Origin of the sequence: Diaphorobacter sp. JS3051, from assembly GCF_015832135.1 — a bacterium.
In the GTDB taxonomy this organism is placed as follows: domain Bacteria; phylum Pseudomonadota; class Gammaproteobacteria; order Burkholderiales; family Burkholderiaceae_C; genus Diaphorobacter; species Diaphorobacter nitroreducens.
The window spans coordinates 618,912-644,256 of record NZ_CP065406.1 but is presented as its reverse complement, the minus strand read 5'-3'; the positions used below and the strand labels follow the sequence as shown (position 1 = coordinate 644,256).

Genomic DNA, 25,345 nt, shown 5'->3' with positions numbered 1-25,345 from the left:
TACGTGCGCCCGAAATGGGCGGGAGGGCCTGCAAACCGGCCAGATGGGCCGTTGCAATCGCTGCGCAGACGCGTCTGGGCAGCTCGTGTCTTCGCACTCAGCGTCCCTGATGCGTTCGAAAAGCACTTTTTCAACGGCCTGCTAAAGGGCACTCAACGGTCGCTGCCCGCGGCCGGGGCCGGCGGCGCCAATGCCGGCGACGGCTTGCGGCCGGCCGCCTCGGCTTGCTGGCGCTCAAGGCGTTCGCGGCGCTCACGCGCTTTCTGCTGCTTGGCCTCGTAGCGGGCGCGGGAATCCTGGATGCGCTGGGGCTGCGTTTGCTCACGGCGTTGCACATCGGCCGAATGCTCGGCTGCGCGGCGGCTCTGCTGCTGCGCACGGTCGCGCGCCTCCTGCTCGCGGGGCTTCTGCGGCGCGTTGCGAGGCGCCACCCGCATCGGGGCGGGACGCTCCCCGGCTTCCAGTTTCTGGCGTTGCTCCTGCTTGCGCTCCTCGATTGCTTGCAGGCGTTGCCCCGCCTTCTCCCGGCGCTCCGCATCGTTGATCTGCACTTCCTGGCGGTGCAGCACGTTGTCGGCCTCACGTGCCTGTACACGCACCCTGCGCAGGCAATCCTCCACGGCAAATTGCTGGTAGCAAGCCGCCTCGCCGCGCTCACGCTGCGCCTCGATCTCCCGGCGCTGCGCCTGGATGTGCTCACGCTGGGTCCGGCGCTGCCGCTGCGCCTGCGCTGCATCGGTCACAGGAGCGTCGGCAGCCCACGCCGCCAGGGGAGGCAGCGCTGCCCCACCCATGCACAGGAGGGCTGCGGCAAGAAAGCGGGAAGGCAGTGCAGGCATCAGGTCAGTCCGGTATCGACGACGCGCCGCTCAAGCGCCAGGAATTCCTTGGATTGCATCTCGTTGAGGCGCGAAATGGTGCGTGGAAATTCATGCGCCAGGGGGCCTTCCGTATAGAGCTGCTCGGGCGGCACGGCGGCGGAGACGACGAGTTTCACGCGCCTATCGTAGAGCACGTCCACCAGCCAGGTAAACCGGCGCGCGGGCGACGCCATGCTGACAGGCATGTAGGGCACGTTGGACAGCAGCACCGTGTGGAACTGCGAGGCGATTTCCAGATAGTCGTTCTGCGACCGGGGGCCCATGCACAGCTCGCGGAAGTCGAACCACACCACGCCGCCCGCACGGCGGATGGCCTTGATCTCGCGCGCCTCGATGTGCAGCACCGGGTCTTCGTCACGCACTTCGGCCAACTGCTCGAAGGCGTGCTGCATGGCCGCGTCCGCCGCGGGGCCCAGGGGCGTGTGGTAGAGCTCGACCAGCTCCAGCGCACGGCGCCGATAGTCCGTGCCGTTGTCCACGTTCACCACCTCCATGCGCTCGTTGAGCAGGTCGATGGCGGGCAGGATGCGGTCGCGGTGCAGGCCGCCGGGGTACAGTTCGTCGGGCTTGAAGTTGGAAGTGGTGACAAAGCCCACGTCGTTGTCGAACAGCGCCGCCAGCAGGCGGTGCAGGATCATCGCATCGGTGATGTCCGCGACGTGGAACTCATCAAAACAGATCAGCTTATAGCGCTTGGCGATGCGTGCTCCCAGCACATCCAGGGGGTTCTGCGTCCCCTGCAGGCCAGCCAGCTCACGGTGCACTTCGCGCATGAATTCGTGAAAGTGCAGACGCACCTTGCGCTTGATGGGTACGGCGTTGAAGAAGCAGTCCATGAGGAAGCTCTTACCCCGCCCCACACCGCCGTACATGTACACGCCCCGCGGCACCTGGGGCCGGTTGATAAGCTTCTTCAGCGTGTTGGAGCGGCGCTGCTTGTACGCTCCCCATTCCTGGGCACAACGCTCCAGCGCATCCACGGCCCGCAACTGGGCCGGATCGCTCTTGAAGCCCTTGGCGGCCAGCTCGGCCTCGTACGCCTGCCTGACGTTCACCCGCATGTTATCCCTATGCTTCAAAAACAATAGCTGCCAGCGCTTGTCACACAAGCGCTGGCAGCTATTTTTGCCTCAAATTATCAGAAATTGAGGGTGCGCTTGTCCACGGCCAGCGCCGCTTCCTTAGTGGCTTCGGACAGCGAGGGGTGGGCATGGCAGATGCGCGCAATGTCTTCGCTCGATGCCTTGAACTCCATGGCGACCACGGCTTCGGCGATCAGTTCGGAAGCCATCGGACCGACGATGTGCACGCCCAGGATTTCGTCCGTGGCGGCGTCGGCCAGGAACTTCACCATGCCGGTGGTGTCGCCCAGTGCGCGCGCTCGGCCATTGGCCAGGAACGGGAAGGTGCCCGCCTTGTACTTCACGCCGTCGGCCTTGAGCTGCTGCTCGGTGCGTCCGACCCAGGCGATCTCGGGGCTGGTGTAGATGACCCAGGGGATGGTGTTGAAGTTGACATGGCCGTGCTGGCCAGCCATGCGCTCGGCCACGGCCACGCCCTCTTCCTCGGCCTTGTGCGCCAGCATGGGGCCGCGCACCACGTCGCCCACCGCCCACACGCCGGGCAGGTTGGTCTTGCACTCGCCATCAACCACAACGGCGCCGCGCTCATCCAGCTTCAGGCCCACCCCTTCGGCGTTCAGGCCGGTGGTGTTGGGCACGCGGCCGATGGAGACGATCAGCTTGTCCACTTCCAACACCTGGGCCTCGCCCTTGGCGGTGGTGTAGGCGATGCTCACGCCCTTCTTGCCAGCCTTGACTTCGCCAATCTTCACGCCCAGTTCGATCTTCAGGCCTTGCTTGTCAAAGGCCTTTTTGGCCTCCTTGGCGATCTGCTCGTCCACCGCGCCCAGGAACGTGGGCTGGCCTTCCAGAATGGTCACGTCGGCACCCAGGCGGCGCCACACGCTGCCCATTTCCAGGCCGATCACGCCGGAGCCGATCACGCCCAGCTTCTTCGGCACGCTGCCGATGGCGAGCGCGCCGTCGTTGGACAGGATCTGCTCTTCGTCGAAGGCCGCACCGGGCAGCGCACGTGCGTTGGATCCGGTGGCCACGATGACCTGCTTGGCGGTCAGCGTTTCTTCGGCCTTGCCGGTGACCTTGATTTCATAGCCGCCGTCCACCGCCTTCACGAAGGAGCCGCGGCCGTGGAAGAAGGTCACCTTGTTCTTCTTGAACAGGTACAGGATGCCGTCGTTGTTCTGCTTCACGACGTTGTCCTTGCGGGCAATCATCTTGGCCACGTCCATCCTCACGCCCGTGGCGGTGATGCCGTGGTCGGCAAAGTGCAGGTTGGCATGTTCGAAATGCTCGGACGACTGCAGCAGCGCCTTGGAGGGAATGCAGCCCACGTTGGTGCAGGTACCGCCGGGCGCGGCGCCGCCAGCGGCGTTCTTCCACTCGTCGATACAGGCCACATTCATGCCCAACTGGGCGGCGCGGATGGCGGCGATGTAGCCGCCAGGGCCTGCGCCGATCACGATGACGTCAAATTGCTTGCTCATGGTTCAAAAACAGTATCTGGTGATGAGAAAAAACCCACCGCTGGACCGGGCCGGGGGTGGGTTTTCGTATGCGTCGAACCCTGTGGGAATTACAGGTCGAACAACAGGCGCGACGGGTCTTCCAGCGCGTCCTTCATGGCCACGAGGCCCAGCACGGCTTCTCGGCCGTCGATGATGCGGTGGTCATAAGACATGGCCAGGTAGTTCATCGGACGCACCACGACCTGGCCGTTTTCGACCACGGCGCGGTCCTTGGTGGCGTGCACGCCCAGGATGGCCGACTGCGGCGGGTTGATGATGGGGGTGGACATCATCGAGCCGAAGGTGCCGCCGTTGGAGATGGAGAACGTGCCACCGGTCATCTCTTCGATGCCCAGCTTGCCGTCGGCCGCCTTCTTGCCGAATTCGGCGATCTTCTTTTCGATGTCGGCAAAGCTCATCTGGTCTGCGTTGCGCAGGATGGGCACCACCAGGCCGCGCGGCGAGCCCACGGCGATACCGATGTCGAAGTAGCCGTGGTAGACGATGTCGTTGCCGTCCACCGAGGCGTTGAGCACCGGGTACTTCTTGAGGGCATGCACCGCTGCCTTCACGAAGAAGGACATGAAGCCCAGCTTCACACCGTGCTCCTTGGTGAATGCGTCCTGGAACTTCTTGCGCAGGTCCATCACCGGCGCCATGTTCACTTCGTTGAACGTGGTGAGGATGGCGTTGGTGGACTGCGATTGCAGCAGGCGCTCGGCGATGCGCGCGCGCAGGCGGGTCATGGGCACGCGCTGCTCGGGGCGCTCGCCCAGCTCTTCCTTGGACGCGGGCGCGGCCACCTGCGGCAGGGCCTTGGTGGGCACGCCGGTGGGGATGACGGCCGCGGTGGACTTCACCCCGCCGGCCACGGCCGACAGCACGTCGCCCTTGGTCACGCGGCCATCGCGGCCGCTGCCCTGCACCTGCGAGGCCGACAGGTTGTTCTCGGCCAGCAGCTTGGCGGCTGCGGGCATGGCCACGTCGCCCTTGCTGCCACCCGCGGCCGGTGCCGGCGCGGAGGCCGTGGCCGCCGGTGCGGCAGCGGCGGCTGCCGGCGCCGCGGCCTTGCCTTCGGTGTCGATCTTGGCGATGACCTGATCGGAGGTCACCGTGCCGCCATCGCCCACGACGATCTCGGCGAGCACGCCGGCCGCAGGCGCGGGCACTTCCAGCACCACCTTGTCGGTTTCGATCTCGATCAGGATCTCGTCCTGGGCGACGGCCTCCCCGGCCTTCTTCTTCCATTGCAGCATCGTGGCTTCGGCCACGGATTCGGACAGCTGGGGGACCTTGACTTCAACGATGGACATGTTTCGAATGCTTTCCAAAAGAGGGTTTTGTCTGTACTTCAGTAGCGGGGGTTCTCGGCCTTACTTGGTCAGGACAAAACCCTTGAGCTTGGCGAACGCGGCCTCGACCAGCGCCTTTTGCTGCTCCTGGTGCAGGTGCGCGTAGCCCACGGCGGGCGACGCGGAGGCGGCGCGGCCGGCATAGCCCAGCTTCTGGCCATCGAGCATGTTCTCGTGGATGTTGTGCTGGATGAAGAACCAGGCGCCCTGGTTCTGCGGTTCGTCCTGGCACCACACGATGTCGGTGGCATTCGGGTACTTCTTGAGCTCGGCGGCGAAGGCCTTGTGCGGGAACGGGTAGAGCTGCTCGACGCGGATGATGGCCACGTCGGTGGCTTCCTTCTCCGCGCGCTTCTTGACCAGGTCGTAGTACACCTTGCCGGAGCAGGCGATCACGCGCTTGACCTTGGCGGCGTTCTGCGCGACGGCCTCGTCCTTCTCGCCCAGCAGGGTCTGGAAGCTGCCTTCGGTGAACTCCGACAGCACCGAGGTCGCGTCCTTGTTGCGCAGCAGCGACTTCGGGGTCATGATGACCAGCGGCTTGCGCAGCGGGCGCACCATCTGGCGGCGCAGCACGTGGAAGATCTGGCTGGCCGTGGTGGGCTGCACGATCTGCATGTTGGCCTCGGCGGCCAGCTGCATGAAGCGCTCCAGGCGCGCCGAGCTGTGCTCCGGGCCCTGGCCTTCGTAGCCGTGCGGCAGCATCAGCGTGATGCCGTTCACGCGGCCCCACTTCACCTCACCCGAGGCGATGAACTGGTCGATCACCACCTGCGCGCCGTTGGCGAAGTCACCGAACTGCGCTTCCCAGATCACCAGGGTGTTGGGGTCGTTAGAGGCGTAGCCGTATTCGAAGGCCAGCACGGCCTCCTCGGACAGGATGGAGTCGATGACAGTGAACGGAGCCTGGTTCTCGGCGACGTTCTGCAGCGGCACGTAGGTGCCTTCGTCCCACTTCTCGCGCTTTTGGTCGTGGATGACGGCGTGGCGGTGCGTGAACGTGCCGCGGCCGCTGTCCTCGCCCGACAGGCGCACCGGGTAGCCCGAGGCCACCAGCGATGCGAAGGCCATGTGCTCGCCCATGCCCCAGTCCACGTTGATCTCGCCACGGCCCATGGCGGCGCGGTCGTCCAGCACCTTCTTGACCAGCTGGTGCGGCGTCACCGTCGGGGGTATGGTGGTGATGCGCTCGGCCAGGCGCTTCCACTCGGCCAGCGGAATGGCGGTGTCGCCGGCGTCGGTCCAGCTCTTGCCCAGGAAGGGGCTCCAGTCCACGGCGTACTTGCTCTTGAAGTTGGTGAGCACCGGATCGACCGTGTGCTTGCCCTCCTCCAGCGCGGCGCGATAGGCCTTGGCCATGTCGTCGCCCAGCGTCTCGCCCAGACCCTGAGCCGCCAGCTTGTCGGCGTAGAGCTTGCGCGTGCCCGGGTGCTGGGAGATTTTCTTGTACATCAGCGGCTGCGTCAGCGCCGGCGTGTCCTGCTCGTTGTGGCCGAGCTTGCGGTAGCACACGATGTCCACCACCACGTCCTTGGAGAATTCCATGCGGAACTCCAGCGCCAGCTGCACCGCCAGGCACACGGCTTCCGGATCGTCGCCGTTCACGTGCAGCACGGGCGACTCGATCATCTTCACGATATCGGTGCAGTACAGCGTGGAGCGCAGGTCGCGCGGGTCGGAGGTGGTGAAGCCGATCTGGTTGTTGATGACCAGGTGCACCGTGCCGCCCGTGGTGTAGCCGCGGGTTTCCGACAGCGCCAGGGTTTCCTGGTTCACGCCCTGGCCGGCGAAGGCCGCATCGCCGTGCACCAGCACGGGCAGCACCTGCTTGCCCGCGTGGTCGCCGCGGCGGTCCATGCGCGAGCGCACCGAGCCCTCGACCACGGGGTTCACGATTTCCAGGTGCGAGGGGTTGAAGGCCAGCGACAGATGCACCGGGCCGCCGGTCGTGGAGACGTCGGAGGAAAAGCCCTGGTGGTACTTCACGTCACCGGCGGGCAGGTCCTCGGGGGCGGTGTGCTCGAACTCGGCGAACAGGTCCTTGGGCATCTTGCCCAGGGTGTTGACCAGCACGTTCAGGCGGCCGCGGTGGGCCATGCCGATCACCACTTCCTGCACGCCCTTCGCGCCTGCGGAGTTGATCAACTCGTCCATGGCGGCAATGAAGGACTCGCCCCCCTCAAGCGAGAAGCGCTTCTGGCCCACATACTTGGTGTGCAGGTAGCGTTCCAGGCCTTCGGCGGCCGTCAGGCGCTCCAGGATGCGCTTTTTCTTGTCGGCAGAGAAGTTGGGCTTGCTGCGGATGCTTTCCAGCTTTTGCTGCCACCAGCGCTTTTGCACCTGGTCGGTGGCGTACATGTACTCCACGCCGATGGTGCCGCAGTAGGTCTCGCGCAGCGCGTTCAGCAGCTCGCGCAGGGGCATCTTGTCCTTGCCGAAGAAGGTGTTGCTCGCGTCGAACACCGTTTCCTGGTCGGCATCGCTGAAGCCGTAGAACGAAGGCTCCAGTTCGGGAATCTGGGGGCGCTCGGTGCGCTTGAGGGGGTCCAGGTCGGCCCAGCGCTGGCCCACGTTGCGGTACGCGGCGATCAGTTGCTGGACGGCGGTGCGCTTGCGGCCCATCTCGGCGTCGGCGCTGGCCACCACGACCTTGGTGCCGCCGGCCTTGGCACGCTCGGCAAAGGCGTTGATAACGGGCAGGTGGGGAACGTCCTTGGCATTGCTGCCGTCTACCGCGGGCACATGTTGCAGTGCGTCAAAGTATTCGCGCCAGGAGTCTGGCACGCTGCCAGGGTTGGCAAGGTAGTTCTCATACATCTCTTCGACGTAGGGCGCGTTGCCGCCGAAAAGATAGGTGTTGCCTTGGTAGGCTTGGTAGACGGATGTCGGATCGCTCATATTCCGCTGACCTCCACTTCCCTGAAGGAAGCGTTAGCTGGTTAACAAACCTTCCGCGTCACGGCTGAACCGGTTGGCGGATGCGACTGTGGCAGGGGAAGGGCCTCGTTTGCGGCCGCTATTGTGCCATTGAACGCCGAGGCGCGCGGCGAGCGGTGTATCAAGACAGGCGTGTGTGTGGCTTACATTTTGGGCTTCGTTCCTTCCACCGCCCCCATGAACCCGCCCACGCTCCAGTCCCGCACCCTGCTGCTCCTGCTCACCGTCGTGACGCTGGCCTTTGGCGCCATCCTCTGGCCACTCAACGGCGCCATCTTCTGGGGTGTGGTGCTCGCCATCCTGTTCACGCCGCTGCACCGGCGGCTGCAGCGGCGCATGCCGCGCAGGCGCAACCTGGCCGCGCTTGCCACCCTGGGCGTGTGCCTGGTGATCGTGATCCTGCCGGTCACGCTGATCGGCGCTTCGCTGGTGCAGGAGGCCAGCGTGGCCTACGAGCGCGCCCGCTCGGGGCAGCTGAACTTCGGCGCCTACCTGCAGCAGGTGCTGGCCGCACTGCCCCCTTGGATGCTGGAGCTGCTGGACCGCTTTCACCTCACCACCCGCGCGGAGCTGCAAGCCCGCCTGACCACGATCGGCGCCCAGGCCAGCCAGTTCCTGGCCACCAAGGCGCTGGACGTGGGCCAGAACACGCTGCAGTTCGTGGTGAGCTTCGGCGTCATGCTCTACCTGTTGTTCTTCCTGCTGCGCGACGGCGCGCGGCTGGCGGCGCGCATCCGCGAGGCCATCCCCCTGGATGCGCGGCACAAGGAGCAGTTGGCCATCAAGTTCACCACCGTGATCCGCGCCACCGTGAAGGGCAACATCGTGGTGGCTGCGGCCCAGGGCGCCCTGGGTGGCCTGATCTTCTGGCTGTTGAACATCCAGGGGCCGGTGATGTGGGGCGTGCTGATGGCGTTCCTGTCGCTGCTGCCCGCCGTGGGCGCCAGCCTGATCTGGGGGCCCGTGGCGATCTACTTCCTGGCGACCGGCGCGCCGGGGCAGGCCGTGATCCTCACCGCCTATGGCGTATTCGTCATCGGGCTGGTGGACAACGTACTGCGCCCGGTACTGGTCGGCAAGGACACCAAGCTGCCCGACTACGTGGTGCTGATCTCCACCTTGGGCGGCATGGCGTTGTTCGGGCTCACGGGCTTTGTGATCGGCCCGATGATCGCCGCACTGTTCATCGCCACCTGGGACCTGTTCGCGCCGCACGACGGCGCAGAACGCTCCTAAAATAATAGCTGCTAGCGCTTAATGGGCGGGCGTTGAAGGCCAAAACGCCTTCAACCCCGCCGGCGCACTTATTCCGCCTCAATACCGGCGGCCTTGATCACCCTGCCCCACTTCTGGGTCTCGGCGGCCTGAAAGCGCGCCAGCTCTTCGGGCGTGGTGGTCCAGGCCTCGGAGCCTGCGGTCTCGAAGAACGACTGGGCGGCCTGGCTCCTCGTCGCCTGCGCCAGCAGCGCGTTCAGCCGCGCCACCACGGGCTCGGGCGTGCCGGCGGGCACGTAGGCCGCAAACCAGTAGCCCATGTCATAGCCCTTCACGCCGGCCTCATCCAGCGTGGGCACCTCGGGCAGCTGCGTGCTGCGCGTTTGCGTGGAGTACCCCAGCGCGCGCAGCTTTCCCGCCTTGACCTGAGGAACGCCGGTGGACGTGTCGGTGATCATCAGGTCGATCTGCCCGCCGAGCAGATCGGTGATGGCCAACGGGTTGCTCTTGTACGGCACATGCAGGATGTCCACCCCCGCCAGTTGCTTGAGCATCTCGCCGGCCATGCGGCTGGAAGAACTGCCGCTGCCAAAGCTCAGCTTGCCGGGGTTCTTGCGGGCGGCGGCCAGCAGGTCGCCCACGTTCTTGTAGGGAGCGCCCGCGTTCACCACCAGCACCTGGCCGCCCTTGCCCAGGCCGGTGACGGGAGCGAAGTCCTTCACCGGGTCGTAGGGCAGCTTCTTGTACAGGTGTTCGTTCGCGGCATGCGTGGTGTTGGTGGTGATGAGTACCGTGTACCCATCCGCCGGTGCCTTGGCGACGGACTGCGCGGCGATCATGCCGCTGGCGCCGGCCTTGTTCTCCACGACCACGGGTTGCCGCGCATCGGTGCTCACGGCCTGGCCCAGTGCCCGCGCCAGTTGGTCGGTGGCACTGCCGGCCGCAAACGGCACGACGAAAGTGACGGGCTTGGCAGGATAGGCGGGAGCCTGTGCGTTGGCGGCGCCGGCCGCGGCACACAGGACGGCCGCAGCGGAGGCAGCCAGTACACGGCGGCGATGCGGGAACGGGTTCATGGTGTCTCCTTGGTTGTGGTGATGAAAAATGCCGCCGGCGCGCGTCAATGCGCTCCGGCCAGGTGATGTACAAGCGCCGCCGGCATCCGCACCGGCAGGTCCAGCAACAGAAAGGACAGCGCCTTGCCATGGCTGTCGAGGTTGAGCGCGTCGTTCACGCCGCCGTCCAGCACGCCATCCAGCACGAAATTCATCGCCTGCAGTTGGGGCAACAGATAGCGCGTGACGCGCGTGGGCCCGCGCGCCGCGAACTGGCGCGCCACGGCCTCCTCGGTAACCTGCTGCACCAGCACGTCCCACAGGGCCGGGTGCCAGGCGATCACGCTGATGTTGGAGCGGTCGCCCTTGTCACCCGTGCGGCCGTGCGCCAGGCGATACAGGGGAACCGTGAGATCGGTAGGGTTCATCGTGGTCCTTCAGTCCAGCAGCGTGTAGCCAGGATTGACCGCCTCGCGCGGCACGAGGCAGGAAACGGTGCCCAGGCGCGGGCGCATGGCCGTGCGCACACCGCCGCCCCCCGCCGGGCCGCAGCAGTACAGCGCCGTCACCTCGCGCACCAGGCGCTGCGCGCTGGCATGGTCGCGGTGCTGCAGCGCCACGCGCAGGCGTACGTCCTGCGCGCCCTGGCTTGCCTGCGCCGCCAGCCACCGCCCTGCGTCGTCACCCCAAACGCTGGCCACGCCGATCAGGTCCACGCGCAGCGGTGCCACGCTCGCAAGCCGCTCGCGCAGCACGTCGCCCGCCAGGCGGGCGCGCTCCTCGGCGCGCGCGCCGGCATACGAAATCTCGCCCTCGGCAAACCAGCCGGACTCGAAGCACACATTCACCTTCAGCGACGGCGGCCGCGCATGGCCGCGCACGCCCTGCAGGTGCACGCGGTCGCTGCCGATCTGCGCCACGCTCGCCTGGGTGATGTCGGCCACCACGTCGGGCGTCAGGTAGGCGGCGGGGTCGTGCAGTTCATACAGCAGCTGCTCCTTGACCGTGCGCTCGTCCACGCGCCCCCCCGTGCCCGGCGGCTTGGTGAGGGTGCAATGGCCGTCGGCGTCGATCTCGGCGATCGGGTAGCCCAGCCGGGCCAGGCCCGGCACGTCCTTGTAGCCCGGGTCGGCAAAGTAGCCGCCCGTGACCTGCGCGCCGCATTCCAGCAGGTGGCCCGCCATGGTGGCGCGCGCCAGGCGGTCCCAGTCGTCCATGCACCAGCCGTAATGCGCCAGCGCCGGGCCCAGCACCAGCGCAGGGTCGGCCACGCGGCCGCAGACCACGATGTCGGCCCCCGCGCGCAGCGCCTGGGCGATGGGTTCCGCGCCAATGTAGGCATTGGCGCTCACGATGGGCTGCGCGGGCATGGACGGGCCCAACGCCCGCTCCAGCACAGCGCGGTGCTGTGCGCCGCTCAGGTCGTCGCCGTGCACCACCGCCACGCGCGGGCGGCGCGCGCCCAGCTCGGCCGCCAGTTGCTGGATACGCAGCGCAGCGCCCAGCGGATTGGCCGCGCCAAAGTTGCTCACGATGCGCACGCCGTGTTCAAGGCATTGCGCGAGCACCGGCCGCAGCAGCTCATCCAGCAGCGGCTCGTAGCCCGCATCGGGATTGGCGCGGCGCGCCAGTTGGGCCAGCGCCAGCGTGCGCTCGGCCAGGGTCTCGAAGATCAGCACGCCGGGCCGGCCGCTGTCCACCAGCGCCTGCACCACGGGTGCGGCAGCATCCAGGCGGTCGCCCGAGAAGCCGGCCGCACAGCCGATGAGCAGGGGTAAGGGGTTCGCCATTGCAGGGGTCCTTGGGAATGTCTCCAGGGCGCACTGTAGGCACGGCAGGTTATTCTGTGAAATAGATTGTCAAGATCAATTCATCTGGATATCAAATGAATATCTCCACACGGCAGGTCGACGCCTTCCTTGCCCTGGCGGCGCAGCGCAACTTCACGCGCGCCGCGGCGCAGTGCCACTTGTCGCAGCCGGCCTTCAGCGCGCTCATCCGCGCGCTGGAGGACGACCTGGGTCTGCGCCTGTTCGACCGCAGCACGCGCCATGTGAGCCTGACGGCCGAGGGCGAGAACTTCCATGCGTCGGCGCTGCGCATTCGCGCCGAGGTGGATGCCGCGCTGGCCACGCTGCGCGACGCCGCACTGCTGCGGCGCGGGCGCGTGTCCGTCGCGCTGCTGCCCTCGCTGGCCGCGGGGTGGCTGCCGGGTGTGCTGGCCGGCTTTCGCGCACAGCACCCGGGCGTGGAACTGGACATTGCCGACGTGCTGTCCGAGCCTTGCATCGAGCGCGTGGCCACGGGCAAGGCCGACTTCGCGCTGGCCGCCATCCGCGCGGACACGCCCGAGCTGCAGGCCGAGCCCTTCTGCGAGGACGGCTTTCACCTGGTCTGCCGCGCGGACCATCCGCTCGCCCGGCAGCCCTTGCCCGCCGGCCGGCGCAGCGCCGCCGCGCAATGGCGCGCCCTGGCCGAGTGGCCATTCATCCATCTCGCGCGGCACAGCAGCGTGCGCCAGTACCTGGAGGCGGCCTTCCATCCCCATGCCATGCGCACGCTGATGGAGGTGGAGCAGTTGGCCACCGTCATGGGCATGGTGCGGGCCGGGCTGGGCATCAGCGTGGTGCCCACGCTCACGCTGTTCCACTTCCAGCAGGAGGGCCTGGCCACCCGGCCGCTGGCCCTGCCCGGGCTCACGCGGCAGATCTACCTGGTGCGCCGGCGCGACCGGGGCCTGTCGGTGGCCGCGCAGGCGCTGTACGCACGGGTGATGCAGCAGCGGCCGATGCATGCCGAAATGCCATCAAAACAATAGCTGGCAGCGCTTGATGGATAAGCGCTGGAGCCAGATTTCCCTGAAATTTGCGTTCACCCGCGCCCACGGCCTGCGGGGCACCCCCGGTGGCACTGCACGCTCTGCGATGCCACACTCGGGCCATCACATGCGTGCGCAGGAGGAAGCCATGAACACCCACGACACCGTGTATGCCTGCATCGACGGGCTGGCCACCACCCACGCCGTGGTGGACGGGGCCCTGTGGGCCGCGCAGCGCCTGCAGGCCCCCCTGGCGCTGCTGCACGCACTGGAGCGGCCTGAACCTATGCCGCCCGTGGGCGACTACAGCGGCGTCATCGGCATGGGCGCGCAGGACCTGCTGCTGCAGCGCCTGAATACCCTCGATGAAGAGCGCAGCCACGTCGCTCAGGAGGCCGCGCGCCGCATGCTGGCCGAGGCCCAGGCGCGCGTGGATGCCGCCCGCGTGCCATCGCTGCAGGCGCTGCTGCGCCAGGGCGAGTTGACCGACGTGCTGCTGGAGCACGAACCCAGCGCGCGCCTGTTCGTGCTGGGGCGCCAGCACCGCGCCACCGCCGCGCGCAAGCTGCGGCTGGACTACCGTGTGGAAGGCGTGGTGCGCAACGTGCGCCAGCCGGTGATGGTGGTGACCATGCCGGAGTTCGTGGCGCCGGCGGGCTTCGTCGTGGCCTTTGACGGCAGCGCCACCGCGCGCCGTGCCGTACAGGCCGTGGGCCGCAGCCCGCTGCTGCGCGGCATGCCCGGCCTGTTGGCCCTGGCCGGCGAGCCCACGCTGGAGATGCTGGAAGCGCTGCAAAGCGCCCAGTCACACCTGGAGGCCGCAGGCTTCGACATCACCACGCAGATCGTGCCGGGCGTGCCGGAGGAGGCGCTGCCGGCCCTGCTGCAGTCGCACGGCAACGTACTGCTGGTGCTGGGCGCCTACGGGCACTCGCGCATCCGCCAGCTCATCGTCGGCAGCACCACCACTGCACTGCTGCGGCTGTGCAGCGTGCCGGTGCTGGTGCTGCGCTGACGGGTTCACTATCGATTCAATAGCTGCTAGCGCTTACTGCATAAGCGCTGCAGGCCTTTTTTATCTGAACTGTGACGTCCCTACGCTAGCCCCCGCCCCGCGCCGGGGCGAACGCCCTCAATCCGCGCCGCGCGGCACGACACCCCAGCGCCGCGCCCAGGCCAGCCCCTGCGAGGTGCCGCCCGGGCCCGCGCTCGCCGGACGGTATTCACAGCCCACCCAGCCGTCGAAGCCGCAGGTGGCCGCCACCTCGTCGATCACGCCCAGCAGGTAGTCGACCTGCAGCTCTCCCTGGTCGGGCTCGTGCCGCGCGGGTGCGCCGGCGATCTGGAAATGCCCCACCCGCCCCGTGGGCAGGTAGTGGCGGATCTTCGTGGCCAAGTCGCCCTCCATGATCTGGCAGTGGTACAGGTCGAACTGCACCTGCACGTTGGAAGCGCCCAGTTCCTGCAGCACGGCATGGGCGTCCTGCTGGCGCTGCAGGAAGTAGCCGGGCATGTCGCGCCCGTTGATGGGCTCGATCATCAGCCGCACGCCCTGGCGCCCGGCCTGGCCGGCGGCCCAGCGCAGGTTGCGCAGGTAGCAGGCGCGTGCGTCGGCGTGCGCCAGCCCGGGCGGCACCACGCCAGCCATCACGTGCAGGCGCTCGCAGCGCAGCAGCTGCGCATAGTGCAGCGCCTGTTGCAGCCCCTCCTGGAATTGCGCCTCGCGCCCCGGCAGACAGGCCAGACCGCGCTCGCCCGCCGCCCAGTCCCCCGGCGGGGCATTGAACAGTACCTGCGTCAGTCCAAGTTCGGCCAGGCGCTGTGCGATCTGCTCTGCAGGATGGTCGTAGGGAAAGAGGTATTCCACCCCCCGGAAGCCGTCGCGCGCGGCAGCGGCAAAGCGGTCCAGGAAGGCATGCTCGGCGTAGAGCATGGAGAGGTTGGCAGCGAGGCGGGGCATGACAGGAAGGGCGTTCGTATAAAAAAAGGGCGCCAGTCGCGGACTGGCGCCCTTCATTCTAGGAACGCGTGGCGGGCGTCAGGGGAACGTGAAGTTCACCGTCTGGGTCGTTCCCGCGCCCAGGGTCAAGGCCTGCTGCTTGTCGGCCTGCCCCGCCAGACGCGCCTGGATGGTGTAGCGCCCTGCGGCGCCGGCATCGGCCGTGAACACCAGCGGAGTGGGCGCCGCGGCATACGGCGCCACCAGCGGGGCGGCCGTGGGCAGCGTGAAGCTGTAGGCGCCGGTCACGCCATCCACGGGCTTGGCCGACACTTCCACCGTGCCAGCGGCTGCCAGCGGCTGCAGGGCCCGCACCCAGGCATCCACCGAAGTGATGCCGTTCACGGTGGCAACGGGCGATGCCGGCAGCGCCACGGCCTGGGTGGACGTGCCGACGGAGGTGACCAGCTCGGACTGCACCGGCACCTGGGTCACCACGGCCGTGGTGCGGCCGGGTGCCGTCAGCACCAGCGTGTAGCTGCCCGGCACCACCGGCCGCAGCAGGTAGCGGCCCGAAGCGTCCGGCACGGTGGCGCGCACCACCTCACCCTGGGACTGCAGCGTCACCGTGGCGCCAGCAACGGGTTCGACGAAGCCCTGCACACCAGAGACCAGGCGCGGAATCACCGCCACCACCGGCTTGAGCAGGTAGCGGCCCGATGCGCCGGCCGTGACGACGGACTTGCAGGCGTCGAAGTCGAGCACGAAGTCCGCCATCTGGTTGGCGGCGATGTCGATGTTCACGTTCATCTTCACGCCACTTTGCTGGCCGCTGGGCGTGGTCAGCGCTACTTCGCCCGACCCTGTGGGCACGACGGAGTTGGCGAAGGGGGCCGCTCCGCCATTGCCCGCCAGCACCAGACGCATCTGGGTGTATTTGCCCGTGGGCAGCGGCAGCTCGCCCAGTTCCTCCAGCACGCCGTTGGTCAGCGACAGCAGGTCCACGCGGCGCGCGGGGTTCAGCGTGAGCTCATGCCAGCCGGAAGCGTCATCCGCCGCCGTAGCGCTTTGGTGCACGCGTATTTTCTGCACGGTGACGTTCACCGCGTCATAGCCGCAACTGGGGGCATCGGTCAGCGCCAGCTTCAGCGTGCCGGTGCCGCTACCGTCACCGCCATCACCACCGCCGCCGCCACAGGCGACCAGGACGGCCAGCGCGGTGGCGCCAGCCAGATACTTGCAACAGGAGAGGGTTTTCGTGCGCATGATGTTCATCGCCTCCGGGGTTTTTCTTGCCGAGGAAGGTGCCGTCAGACCAGCCTACCGCCCCGGGGCGCATTGTGAGAACGGCACCCCGCGGCACCTGGCAGCCAAATGTCAGGTGTTGCCTGATGTATGAAATCGCCAGAAAAGCGGGAGCCGACTTCTGCGCTGTAAAACACCGGACAGGCAGATGAAATCGAAATTCAACGCTATGAATAGCAGAGCAACCGGCCAACGGACATGCAAGCAGATCGCGCCCGTGTCCTACACCAAACGCGGTAGTCGCCCACGGCCCCGCACACCCTGCTGCGCGACCCGCCGCCGGGCAGGTCAGACCGGCTGCGCGGCCTGCACCAGCCGTTGCGTGTAGGCGTGGCGCGGGGCATCCAGCACCTGGTGCACGCTGCCGCTTTCCACCACCTCGCCGTCCTTCATGACGATGACCTCATGCGCCATGGCGCGCACCACCGCCACGTCGTGCGTGATGAGCAGGTACGACAGCGCCCGCTCCTTCTGCAGGCGCTGCAGCAGGCTCAGCACCTGCTGCTGGATGGTGACGTCCAGCGCGCTGGTGGGCTCGTCCAGCACCAGCACCTGCGGCTCGACGATGAGCGCGCGCGCAATGGCCAGGCGCTGGCGCTGGCCGCCCGAGAACTCATGCGGGTAGCGCGCCAGCAGGCCGGGGAATTGCGCGTCCGTCAGGCCCACCTCGGCCAACATGGCGGCCAGGCGCGTGCGGCGCGCAGCCACGTCCAGCGCAGGCATGTGCACGCGCAGGCCCTCGCCCACGATCTCCTCCACGGTCATGCGCGGCGACAGGGACGAGAACGGGTCCTGGAACACCACCTGCACCTGCCGGCGCAGCTGCTGGTTGTGCGCGGTGTTGCGGTGGGCGGGCTGCTGCCAGGCCTGGCCGGCCACCTGCAGCTCGCCCCGCGACGGCAGCAGGCCCAGCAGCGCCTGGGCCAGCGTCGACTTGCCCGAGCCCGATTCGCCCACGACCCCCAGCGTGCGCGCCCGCGCAATGCGAAAGCCCGCATCCTTCACGGCCACGAATTCGCCTTTGGCAAACCAGCCGCGGATGCCCGGCACCGGCACGGGGTAGGCCACGCGCAGGCCGCTTGCCTGCGCGGCGGGCACGGCGTCGCCGTCGGCACCGCCTTCCACCACGTCCCGCCGCGGCGTACTGCCAATCAGCTTGCGCGTGTAGGCATGCTGCGGTGCGTCGAACACCTGGGCGACGGTACCCTGCTCCACCACGGTGCCCTGCTCCATGACGGCCACGCGATCGGCAAAGCGGCGCACCAGCAGCAGGTCGTGCGTGATGAGCAGCACGGCCATGCCCGTCTGGCGCTGCAGGTCGGACAGCAGGTCCAGGATCTGGCCGCGCAGCGTCACGTCCAGCGCGGTGGTGGGCTCGTCGGCCAACAGCAGCTTCGGTCGACTGGCCAGGGCCATGGCGATCATGGCGCGCTGGCGCTGCCCACCCGAAAGCTGGTGCGGAAAACTGCCCGCGCGCCGCGCCGGCTCGGGGATGCCGGTACTCGCTAGCAGTTCGATAGCTGCTTGCGCGCTCTGCGCCTTGCTCAGTGCCTGTTTTAGCACCAAGACCTCGGCCACCTGGTCGCCAATCGTCATCAGCGGGTTCAGCGCCGTCATGGGCTCCTGGAACACCATGGCGATATCGCCGCCGCGCACGCCGCGCAGTTCGCGCTCAGGCAGTTGGAGCAGATCACGCCCGTGCATCAGCGCGCTCCCCTCCAATTGCGCATCGCCCGTCAGGCGCAGCAGCGCCAGCGCGGTCACTGTCTTGCCCGAGCCGGATTCACCCACCAGCGCGAGCTTTTCGCCCGGGGCCATGTCGAAGCTCACGCCATGCACCACCTGCTTGGCGCCGAAGCGCACCCGCAGGTCCCGCACCTGCAGCAGCGGCGCGGACGAGGGAGACAGGGGGGGCGCAGCGCGCATGGCAGAAGGGTTCACGATGCCTCAGTTCTTGCGGGGGTCCAGCGCGTCGCGCAGCGCATCGCCCATGAAGGTGAGCAGCAGCAGCGTGGTGACCAGCACCCCGAAGGTGAAGATGGAGATCCACCACGCGTCGATATTGTTCTTGCCCTGCGACAGCAGCTCGCCCAGGCTGGGGGTGCCGGGCGGCACGCCCAGGCCCAGGAAGTCCAGCGACGTCAGCGCCAGGATCGCCGCACCCATGCGAAACGGCAGAAAGGTCACCACCGGCGTCATGCTATTGGGCAGGATGTGGCGGCGGATGATCTGGCCGTTGGACACGCCCAGCGCCCGCGCGGCCTTCACATAGTCCAGTTGCCGGTTGCGCAGGAATTCGGCGCGCACATAGTCCGACAGCCCCATCCAGCCGAACAGGCTGAGCAATACCAGCAGCAGCCCGATGCTGGGCGCGAACACGGCGCTGAAGATGATGAGCAGGTACAGCTCGGGCATGGAGCCCCAAATCTCGATGAAGCGCTGGAAAGCCAGGTCGGTCTTGCCGCCAAAGAAGCCCTGTACCGCCCCCGCCGCCACGCCCAGCGCCACGCCCACCACGGTGAGGGCAATGCCGAACAACACGCTCACGCGAAAGCCGTAGATCAGTTGCGCCAGCAGGTCACGCCCGCGGTCATCCGTGCCCAGCCAGTTGTCGCGCGACGGGCCCGAGGGGTTGGGCTCCTTCGCGAAGTAGTTCAGCGTGTTTGGCCCGTAGCGGTTGAGCGTGTACAGCGCCCAGTTATCCCCCTGCGACAGTCGCTCGCGAATGAAGGGGTCGAGGTAGTCGGTGGGCGTCTGGAAGTCACCGCCGAAAGTCGTCTCGGGGTAATCGTTGAACAACGGGAAATACGTCTGACCCTCATAGCGCACGACCAGGGGCCGGTCGTTGCTGACCAGTTCTGCCCCCAGGCTGACCACGACCAGCGCGCAGAACACCAGCAGGCTCCAGAACCCCAGGCGGTTGGCACGAAAGCGCTGCCAGGCGCGCCGGCTGGGTGACGCCGAGGCGGCAACGGGCGCAGCTGGCGCCCCATTAGCTACCGAATCAATAGCTGCTAGCGCTTGGTGGTCGGGCGTTGGAGCCATATTTCAATCAAACTTGACGCGGGGATCCACCCACACGTAGCACAGGTCGCTGATGAGCTTGGTCACCAGCCCGATCAGCGTGAACAGGTACAGCGTGCCCAACACCACGGGGTAGTCGCGGCGGATCACGCTCTCATAGGACAGCAGGCCCAGGCCGTCGAGCGAGAACAGCGTCTCGATGAGCAGCGAGCCCGCGAAGAACGCGCCGATGAAGGCGGATGGGAAGCCCGTGATGATGGGAATCAGCGCATTGCGAAACACGTGCTTGTAGAGCACCTGCCGGTCTGTCAGTCCCTTGGCACGCGCGGTGAGCACATATTGCTTGCGGATCTCTTCCAGAAAAGCGTTCTTGGTCAGCATCGCCGTCACCGCAAAGCTGCCGGCCACCATGGCCGTGACGGGCAGCGCGATATGCCACAGGTAATCCGTCACCTTGGCCCACAGGCCCAGTTCGTCCCAGTTGGCCGAGGTCAGCCCGCGCAGCGGGAACCACTGCAATTGCCCGCCAAAGATCACCAGCAGCGCCACGCCGAGCACGAAACCCGGGATCGCGTAGCCCACCAGGATGATGAGCGTGGTGACGAAGTCAAAGCGCGAGCCGGCGCGCACCGCCTTGGCCACGCCCAGCGGCACCGCCACGAGGTAGCTGATGAAGAAGGTCCACAACCCCAGGCTGACGGACACGGGCAGCTTCTCCTTCACGAGTTGCCACACGTCCTTGTTCTGAAAGAAGCTGCGCCCCAGGTCGAAGCGCGCGAACTGGCCCAGCATCTGAAAGAAGCGCTCGTGCGCCGGCTTGTCAAAGCCATAGAGCTGCTTGATCTGCTCCAGCCGCTTCGGGTCCACGCCCTGCGCGCCGCGATAGGCCATGCCGCCGCCCTCGCCGCCCCCGCCCATGCCGGCAGCGCCGGCCTTGGCCTCGGCCAGGTACTGCTCCACCGGACCGCCCGGCACGAACTGGATCACGACAAAGGTCAACAGCAACACGCCCAACAGCGTGGGCAGCATGAGCAGGATGCGCTTGAGGATGTAGGCGAACATGGCGGTTTCAGTCCTTGCGCGGCGTCGCGGCCTTGGGCGCAGTCTCGGCGGTCAGCGCAGGCGAACGGGCCCACCACGTATCCACCGCCCACATCTCTCCGGTCGAATACGGCGGCACCACTTCGGGCCGGTCCAGGCGCCAGGCGTTGTAGACCATGCGATGGGTGCCCGCGGACCACTGCGGGATGAGGTAGTGGCCGTGCGCAATGATGCGGTCCAGCGCATGGCACGCGGGCAACATCTGTTCCTGCGTCTTGGCGGAGACCATGGCACGGATCATTGCGTCCACGGCCGGGCTCTTTACGCCGGGGAAATTGCCCGAGTCTTCCTGGTCTGCCGCCGCGCTGCCGAACAGGTCGGCAAACTCCTGCCCCGGGTTGTTGGTGCCCTGGTAGGCAATGGTGGTGATGTCGAAGTCGAACTTCTGCAGGCGCTGCTGGTACAGCGCGAAGTCCACCGAGCGGAACTTGAGCGTGATGCCGAGCTTTTGCAGGTTGCGCATCCACGAGGACAACGTGCGCACGCCGCCTTCGCTGCTGTCCATGTATTCCAGCACCATGGCCTGGCCGCTGGCGTTGCGCAGCACGCCATCCTGCACCTGCCAGCCTGCCTCCTGGAGCAGCGCCTGTGCGCGGCGCAGGTTGTCGCGCAGCGTGGTGGCGCCGTCGGTGGTGGGCGGCTCGAACATGGTGCCGAAGACCGCGGGGGGCAGATCCTTGCGCCAGGGCTCCAGCAGCGCCAGCTCCTGCGGCGTGGGCATGCCGTGGGTCTCGCACATGGTGTTGCCGAAAATGCCGCGCACGCGCTGATAGGCACCATAGAAAAGCTGGCGGCTCATCCACTCAAAGTCGAACGCCAGCCCCAGGGCCTCTCGCACGCGGCGGTCCTGCAGCAGCGGGCGGCGCGTGTTCAATACGTAGCTCTGGAAGCCCGAGGGCAGCTTGTTGGCGAACTCGCCCTTGACCAGCTCACCCGTGTCGAACTTGCGGCCGTTGACCCGCCGCGCCCAGTCGCCCGCACTGAAAAACCGCATCAGATCGAACTCGCCGGCCTTCAGCGCCTCCAGCCGCGCAGTGTTGTCCTTGTAGATCTTGACCAGCACACGGTCAAAGTTGGCCGTCCCCTTGCGCACGGGCAGGTCGCGCGCCCAATACTGGGGGTCACGCACATAGGTGATGTCCTTGCCGAAGTTGACAGGCCCAATCTTGTACGGTCCGCTGCCGATGGGGATGTCCATCACCACCTGGTCGAAGGGCTTGGGCTTGCCGTCGGCGCCCAGTCCCCAGTCGCGGCTGAACACGGGTAGCCCCCCGACGGTGAGCGGCAGTTCGCGGTTGGGCGCCTTGAAGCGGTAGCGCACGGTGCGGTCGTCCAGCACATCCACACCGGCCACCTCGATCAGGAGCGTTTTGTAGCCCGGTGAGGTGTAAGGGCCCATCAGGGTGTCGAAACTGTGCTTTACATCCTGGGCCAGCACCGGCTTGCCGTTGTGAAAGCGCGCCTCGGGCCGCAGCCTGAAGGTGGCTGACAGGCCATCCGGCGCCACCGCCACATCCTCGGCCAGCAGTCCATAGCCGGTGGCCGTTTCGTCCAGCGAGCCGGTGAGCAGCGAGTCGAACATCAGCGCCGACAGGTAGGCCGGCGCGTTGCCGCGGATCGTGAATGGGTTGTACTTGTCGAAGGTGGAGGTGCGCAGATTGCTCACCAGGCGCAGTTCGCCGCCCTTGGGCGCCTGTGGGTTGACGTAGGGGAAGTGCGCGAAGTCGGCCGCCAGCGCGGGCGCCCCCCACATCGCGTAGGCATGCGCGGCCCAGGCCGTCCCGCCCGCCACGCTGCTCCCTCCCAGCCAACCGATCAATAAACAGATACGCCAGAACCGCATGCGACAATTCTGCACCACGCAAGCGGCCCGCAAGCCCCCGCGCCACGCTTGCCATTTCCCTTCGCACATCGCATTTCAGGAGAACAACAATGGGTTTTCTCGCCGGCAAGAAGCTGCTCATCACGGGCGTGCTGTCCAATCGCTCGATCGCGTACGGCATCGCCAGGGCCTGCCACCAACAAGGCGCGGAACTGGCCTTCAGCTACGTGGGCGAGCGCTTCAAGGACCGCATCACCGAGTTCGCCGCCGAATTCGACTCCAAGCTGGTCTTTGACTGCGACGTGGCCGACGACGCGCAGATCGACAAATTGTTTGCCGACATCGGCGCCGCCTGGGGCAAGTTCGACGGCTTCGTGCACTCCATCGGCTTTGCTCCGCGCGAGGCCATCGCCGGCAACTTCCTGGAAGGCCTCTCTCGCGAAGCCTTCAAGGTGGCCCACGAAATCAGCGCCTACAGCTTCCCGGCCATGGCCAAGGCGGCCCTGCCCTACCTGAACGACAAGTCGGCGCTCCTGACGCTGTCGTACCTGGGCGCCCTGCGCTCCATCCCCAACTACAACACCATGGGCTTGGCCAAGGCGAGCCTGGAAGCCAGCGTGCGCTACCTGGCCGAAGCCGTGGGCCGCACTGAAGACGGCCGCTGCATCCGTGCCAACGGCATCAGCGCGGGCCCCATCAAGACCCTTGCCGCCAGCGGCATCAAGGACTTCGGCAAGCTGCTGGGCCGCGTGGCTGACGCCGCCCCGCTGCGTCGCAACGTGACGATCGAAGACGTGGGCAACGTGGCCGCGTTCCTGCTGTCCGACCTGGCCAGCGGCGTGACCGCCGAGATCACCTATGTGGACGGCGGCTTCAGCCAAACCGCCGGGCTTTCGGCAGACCAGGTGTGAGCCTGCGGAAATGACTGCGGGGTGGGTGCGCCACACCGCCCTTGCTTGAAGAACCAACGGGCCTGTAAGGCCCGTTGTTCGTTTCGGTCACTGTGCGCGGACTTTCAGGACGGCTGGTTGCCCATGATCGAGCCTTTGTCGGCGCGCCAAGACTCCTGCGGCATGCCCCGAGGCCTGAATCTCAGAATCGGTAGCGTGCCACCAGCTGCGCCGAACGCGGGGCACCCGCCAGGTTCAGGTTCGGCGAACTGCCATGCCCGCCACGATATAGCGGTGGTCGAAACAGATTGCTCAGCTTGAGTTGCACATCCCAGGCGCCCTGGCGGTAGTTAGGCCATGGCATCCACCGTGGTGTAGCCAGGCAAGGTAACCGTGTTGCCGGGGTTGGCGAACCGCGCTCCCACATAGTTCAGGCCGCCGCCCAGGCCAAAGCCGTGCCCCAGTGCCTTGGTCACCCACAGGTTCGCGCTGTGCCGGGGAGTCAGCGTGGGCCGCTTGCCCTGCACAGGCTGGCCCGCATCCGTCGCAGGCGAGGCGGTCATCTCGCCATCCAGGAAGGCATAACCGGCCCAGCTTGGTTCACACGCCAACCTTATATGGTTTGCGGGGGGCTGCCTCTGCTGCGGGCCTCGTTCTTAGAGGAATCGCAACGAAAAAGGGTTAGCAGATGAGTACCTGCTAACCCTTGGAACGCCTGGCGGAGAGGGCGGGATTCGAACCCGCGGTGGGGATTAGCCCACACACGCTTTCCAGGCGTGCGACTTAAACCGCTCATCCACCTCTCCGGAGCCCTCCATTATAGATGCTGCACAGACACTTTTTCAAAGATCTGACTGTTCCCTTGAAAAAACATGCTTCCTCACGGGTTTCAAGATGGAACATCCCGGTTCCCCGCCTTTCAGGATGCCTCTCGCCCGCGACCCAAGAAATGGAACCGCATCAGAGTACGCTCCCGTGCTCTGGCGTGGTCCACTATCGGCAGCGGATAGTCGATGCCTAAACGCAACCCACAGGCCTGCAATTCCAGCGGCTTCATGCCTGCAGGGAAATGGAGGTGCTTATCAGGAACACACGCCAGCTCCGGGAGATAGCGGCGGATGAACCTGCCATCGGGGTCAAACTTCTGCGACTGCGCCACCGGGTTGAAGATGCGAAACCAGGGCTGAGCGTCGCAGCCGGTTGACGCCGCCCATTGCCAGCCGCCATTGTTGGCAGCCAGGTCGTAGTCGTTCAGGTGCTGGGCAAAGAAGCGCTCGCCACGGCGCCAATCGATACCCAAATCCTTGGTCAAGAAGCTCGCCACCACCATGCGCAGCCGGTTGTGCATGTAGCCAGTCTGCAGCAGTTGGCGCATGGCGGCGTCGACCAACGGATAGCCAGTGCGCGCTGCGCACCATGCCTGCCAGTACTCAGGCACGTCATCCCACTGGACGCGGTCGTACTCGGGGCGAAATGCCTGGGTGACCACGTGCGGGTGGTGCCACAGAATCATGAAATAGAAGTCGCGCCACGCCAGTTCGGACAGCCAGGTCTGCGCGCCTTCGCAGCCTTGCGCGGCCTGTCGCGCGGCCAGTGAGGCCAGCTGGCGGATGGACACGGTGCCAAAGCGCAGATGCACCGACAGGTAGGACACGCCTTTGCGCCCAGGAAAGTCGCGCGCCAGCTTGTAAGCCGCCATGCGCGGCAGAAAATCCTGCAGCAACTGCTGCGCGCCGCGCGAGCCCACAGGCAGCTGCAAGTCAGCCAGGTTGGTGGGCACGAAGCCCAGATCCGCCAGCGTGGGCAGCCGCTCCCCCGCAGGGGGCACGGCCAGGTGCTGAGCGTGGCGCTCCACGGGATAAGGCTTGGTCTGGAAGGCATCCAGCTTCTGCAGCCAAGTGCGTTTGTATGGCGTGAAGACGCTGTAGGGCTGGCCCTGCTGGTTCAGCACCTCGCCCTGCTCCAGCAGCACCTGGTCCTTGTAGTCGCTGAACGCGATGCCACACGCCGCCAGGCCGTCTGCCACACGTCGGTCGCGGGCCAGGGCTGCAGGTTCGTAGTCGCGATTGGCCAGCACTTCGCGCACGCCCAGGCTGCGGGCCAATTGCACGATGCACTGCACCGCCGTACCGTGGCGCACGATCAGGCCGCCACCGGGGGCGCCACTGCGCGCCGCCAGCGCGCGCAGGTCCTCATCCAATGCGCACACGCTGGCGTGAATGAACTCCACCCGCCGATCGCACCGGGTCGGCAGCGCATCGAGGATGTCGGTGTCAAAGACGAAGACGCAGTACACGCGCTCGAAACGGCGCAGTGCGTGGTACAGGGCGGCGTGGTCATGGCAGCGCAGATCGCGCCGCAGCCACACAAGGGCGCTGGCTGGCATGGGACGGGAAGGACTGGTCTGGCTGACGGCGCG

19 protein-coding genes, 1 tRNA gene and 1 pseudogene are annotated in these 25,345 nt (G+C 66.8%); 4 read left to right on the top strand and 17 right to left on the bottom strand.

Translation table 11 applies throughout. The annotated features are described in order from the left end of the window. Positions 1–152: 152 nt before the first annotated feature. The 5 genes from I3K84_RS03070 to I3K84_RS03050 all read right to left on the bottom strand — a co-directional run bounded on the left by I3K84_RS03070 (position 153) and on the right by I3K84_RS03050 (position 7,718). Positions 153–839: a hypothetical protein gene (locus I3K84_RS03070; RefSeq protein ID WP_196995485.1), complete on the bottom strand. Its 687-nt coding sequence runs from the start codon at positions 837–839 to the stop codon at positions 153–155. Further along, positions 839–1,936 carry a cell division protein ZapE gene (gene zapE, locus I3K84_RS03065; RefSeq protein WP_041836257.1) on the bottom strand — a complete coding sequence of 366 codons (1,098 nt, stop codon included), beginning with the start codon at positions 1,934–1,936 and terminating at the stop codon, positions 839–841. The genes I3K84_RS03070 and zapE overlap by 1 nt, the downstream gene beginning before the upstream one ends. Positions 1,937–2,019: 83 nt before the next feature. Further along, positions 2,020–3,447, bottom strand: coding sequence for a dihydrolipoyl dehydrogenase (gene lpdA, locus I3K84_RS03060; RefSeq protein ID WP_047351225.1), 1,428 nt, complete (start codon positions 3,445–3,447; stop codon positions 2,020–2,022). Positions 3,448–3,536: 89 nt separating this feature from the next. Next, positions 3,537–4,781 (bottom strand): 2-oxoglutarate dehydrogenase complex dihydrolipoyllysine-residue succinyltransferase, encoded by a 1,245-nt coding sequence (gene odhB, locus I3K84_RS03055; RefSeq protein ID WP_196995484.1) that lies wholly within the window; start codon positions 4,779–4,781, stop codon positions 3,537–3,539. 60 nt (positions 4,782–4,841) lie between these two features. After that, positions 4,842–7,718 carry a 2-oxoglutarate dehydrogenase E1 component gene (locus tag I3K84_RS03050; protein ID WP_196995483.1) on the bottom strand — a complete coding sequence of 959 codons (2,877 nt, stop codon included), beginning with the start codon at positions 7,716–7,718 and terminating at the stop codon, positions 4,842–4,844. A gap of 216 nt (positions 7,719–7,934) precedes the next feature. Between I3K84_RS03050 and I3K84_RS03045 the strand changes: the two genes are divergently transcribed. Continuing rightward, positions 7,935–8,993 (top strand): AI-2E family transporter, encoded by a 1,059-nt coding sequence (locus I3K84_RS03045; protein WP_041835977.1) that lies wholly within the window; start codon positions 7,935–7,937, stop codon positions 8,991–8,993. A gap of 68 nt (positions 8,994–9,061) precedes the next feature. Here the strand turns inward: I3K84_RS03045 and I3K84_RS03040 are convergent, their stop codons facing one another. From I3K84_RS03040 to I3K84_RS03030, 3 genes are read right to left on the bottom strand one after another with little or no spacing between them, the layout of a single operon-like run. After that, positions 9,062–10,048 (bottom strand): tripartite tricarboxylate transporter substrate binding protein, encoded by a 987-nt coding sequence (locus tag I3K84_RS03040; RefSeq protein ID WP_196995482.1) that lies wholly within the window; start codon positions 10,046–10,048, stop codon positions 9,062–9,064. Positions 10,049–10,092: 44 nt separating this feature from the next. Next, positions 10,093–10,455: a hypothetical protein gene (locus I3K84_RS03035; RefSeq protein ID WP_011805082.1), complete on the bottom strand. Its 363-nt coding sequence runs from the start codon at positions 10,453–10,455 to the stop codon at positions 10,093–10,095. 9 nt (positions 10,456–10,464) lie between these two features. After that, complete coding sequence (locus tag I3K84_RS03030; RefSeq protein WP_196995481.1) at positions 10,465–11,817, bottom strand: acyclic terpene utilization AtuA family protein; 1,353 nt, start codon at positions 11,815–11,817, stop codon at positions 10,465–10,467. Between the two features lie 95 nt (positions 11,818–11,912). Here I3K84_RS03030 and I3K84_RS03025 point away from each other — a divergent pair, with 95 nt between their 5' ends. Together I3K84_RS03025 and I3K84_RS03020 are read left to right on the top strand one after the other, a co-directional pair. Next, positions 11,913–12,845: a LysR family transcriptional regulator gene (locus tag I3K84_RS03025; protein WP_196995480.1), complete on the top strand. Its 933-nt coding sequence runs from the start codon at positions 11,913–11,915 to the stop codon at positions 12,843–12,845. Positions 12,846–12,993: 148 nt separating this feature from the next. Next, positions 12,994–13,860, top strand: a complete 867-nt coding sequence (locus tag I3K84_RS03020) for a universal stress protein (protein WP_196995479.1) — start codon at positions 12,994–12,996, stop codon at positions 13,858–13,860. A gap of 117 nt (positions 13,861–13,977) precedes the next feature. Here I3K84_RS03020 and otnI read toward each other — a convergent pair whose 3' ends face one another. The 6 genes from otnI to I3K84_RS02990 form a co-directional block, all read right to left on the bottom strand. Further along, the gene (otnI, locus tag I3K84_RS03015) at positions 13,978–14,805 is read right to left on the bottom strand and encodes a 2-oxo-tetronate isomerase (protein ID WP_196995478.1); all 828 of its coding nucleotides are present in this window, start codon (positions 14,803–14,805) and stop codon (positions 13,978–13,980) included. A gap of 78 nt (positions 14,806–14,883) precedes the next feature. Beyond that, a complete protein-coding gene (locus I3K84_RS03010) occupies positions 14,884–16,050 on the bottom strand; it encodes a DUF4382 domain-containing protein (RefSeq protein ID WP_196995477.1) in 1,167 nt (388 codons plus the stop codon). A 327-nt stretch (positions 16,051–16,377) separates the two neighbouring features. Continuing rightward, positions 16,378–18,015 carry an ABC transporter ATP-binding protein gene (locus I3K84_RS03005; RefSeq protein WP_196995476.1) on the bottom strand — a complete coding sequence of 546 codons (1,638 nt, stop codon included), beginning with the start codon at positions 18,013–18,015 and terminating at the stop codon, positions 16,378–16,380. A 21-nt stretch (positions 18,016–18,036) separates the two neighbouring features. After that, positions 18,037–19,134, bottom strand: a complete 1,098-nt coding sequence (locus I3K84_RS03000; protein WP_011805075.1) for an ABC transporter permease — start codon at positions 19,132–19,134, stop codon at positions 18,037–18,039. Between the two features lie 3 nt (positions 19,135–19,137). Next, positions 19,138–20,175 (bottom strand): microcin C ABC transporter permease YejB, encoded by a 1,038-nt coding sequence (locus tag I3K84_RS02995; RefSeq protein WP_196995475.1) that lies wholly within the window; start codon positions 20,173–20,175, stop codon positions 19,138–19,140. 7 nt (positions 20,176–20,182) lie between these two features. Beyond that, positions 20,183–22,057 (bottom strand): extracellular solute-binding protein, encoded by a 1,875-nt coding sequence (locus tag I3K84_RS02990; protein WP_196995474.1) that lies wholly within the window; start codon positions 22,055–22,057, stop codon positions 20,183–20,185. 89 nt (positions 22,058–22,146) lie between these two features. Between I3K84_RS02990 and fabI the strand changes: the two genes are divergently transcribed. After that, a complete protein-coding gene (fabI, locus tag I3K84_RS02985; RefSeq protein WP_047351315.1) occupies positions 22,147–22,947 on the top strand; it encodes an enoyl-ACP reductase FabI in 801 nt (266 codons plus the stop codon). Positions 22,948–23,128: 181 nt separating this feature from the next. Here the strand turns inward: fabI and I3K84_RS02980 are convergent. The 3 genes and pseudogenes from I3K84_RS02980 to I3K84_RS02970 all read right to left on the bottom strand — a co-directional run. Continuing rightward, positions 23,129–23,516 (bottom strand): annotated as a pseudogene (locus I3K84_RS02980) (TonB-dependent receptor domain-containing protein); the annotation flags it as partial. A 126-nt stretch (positions 23,517–23,642) separates the two neighbouring features. After that, positions 23,643–23,732 (bottom strand) — tRNA-Ser (locus I3K84_RS02975). Positions 23,733–23,845: 113 nt separating this feature from the next. Beyond that, positions 23,846–25,312 carry a deoxyribodipyrimidine photo-lyase gene (locus I3K84_RS02970; RefSeq protein WP_196995473.1) on the bottom strand — a complete coding sequence of 489 codons (1,467 nt, stop codon included), beginning with the start codon at positions 25,310–25,312 and terminating at the stop codon, positions 23,846–23,848. Positions 25,313–25,345 lie beyond the last annotated feature (33 nt).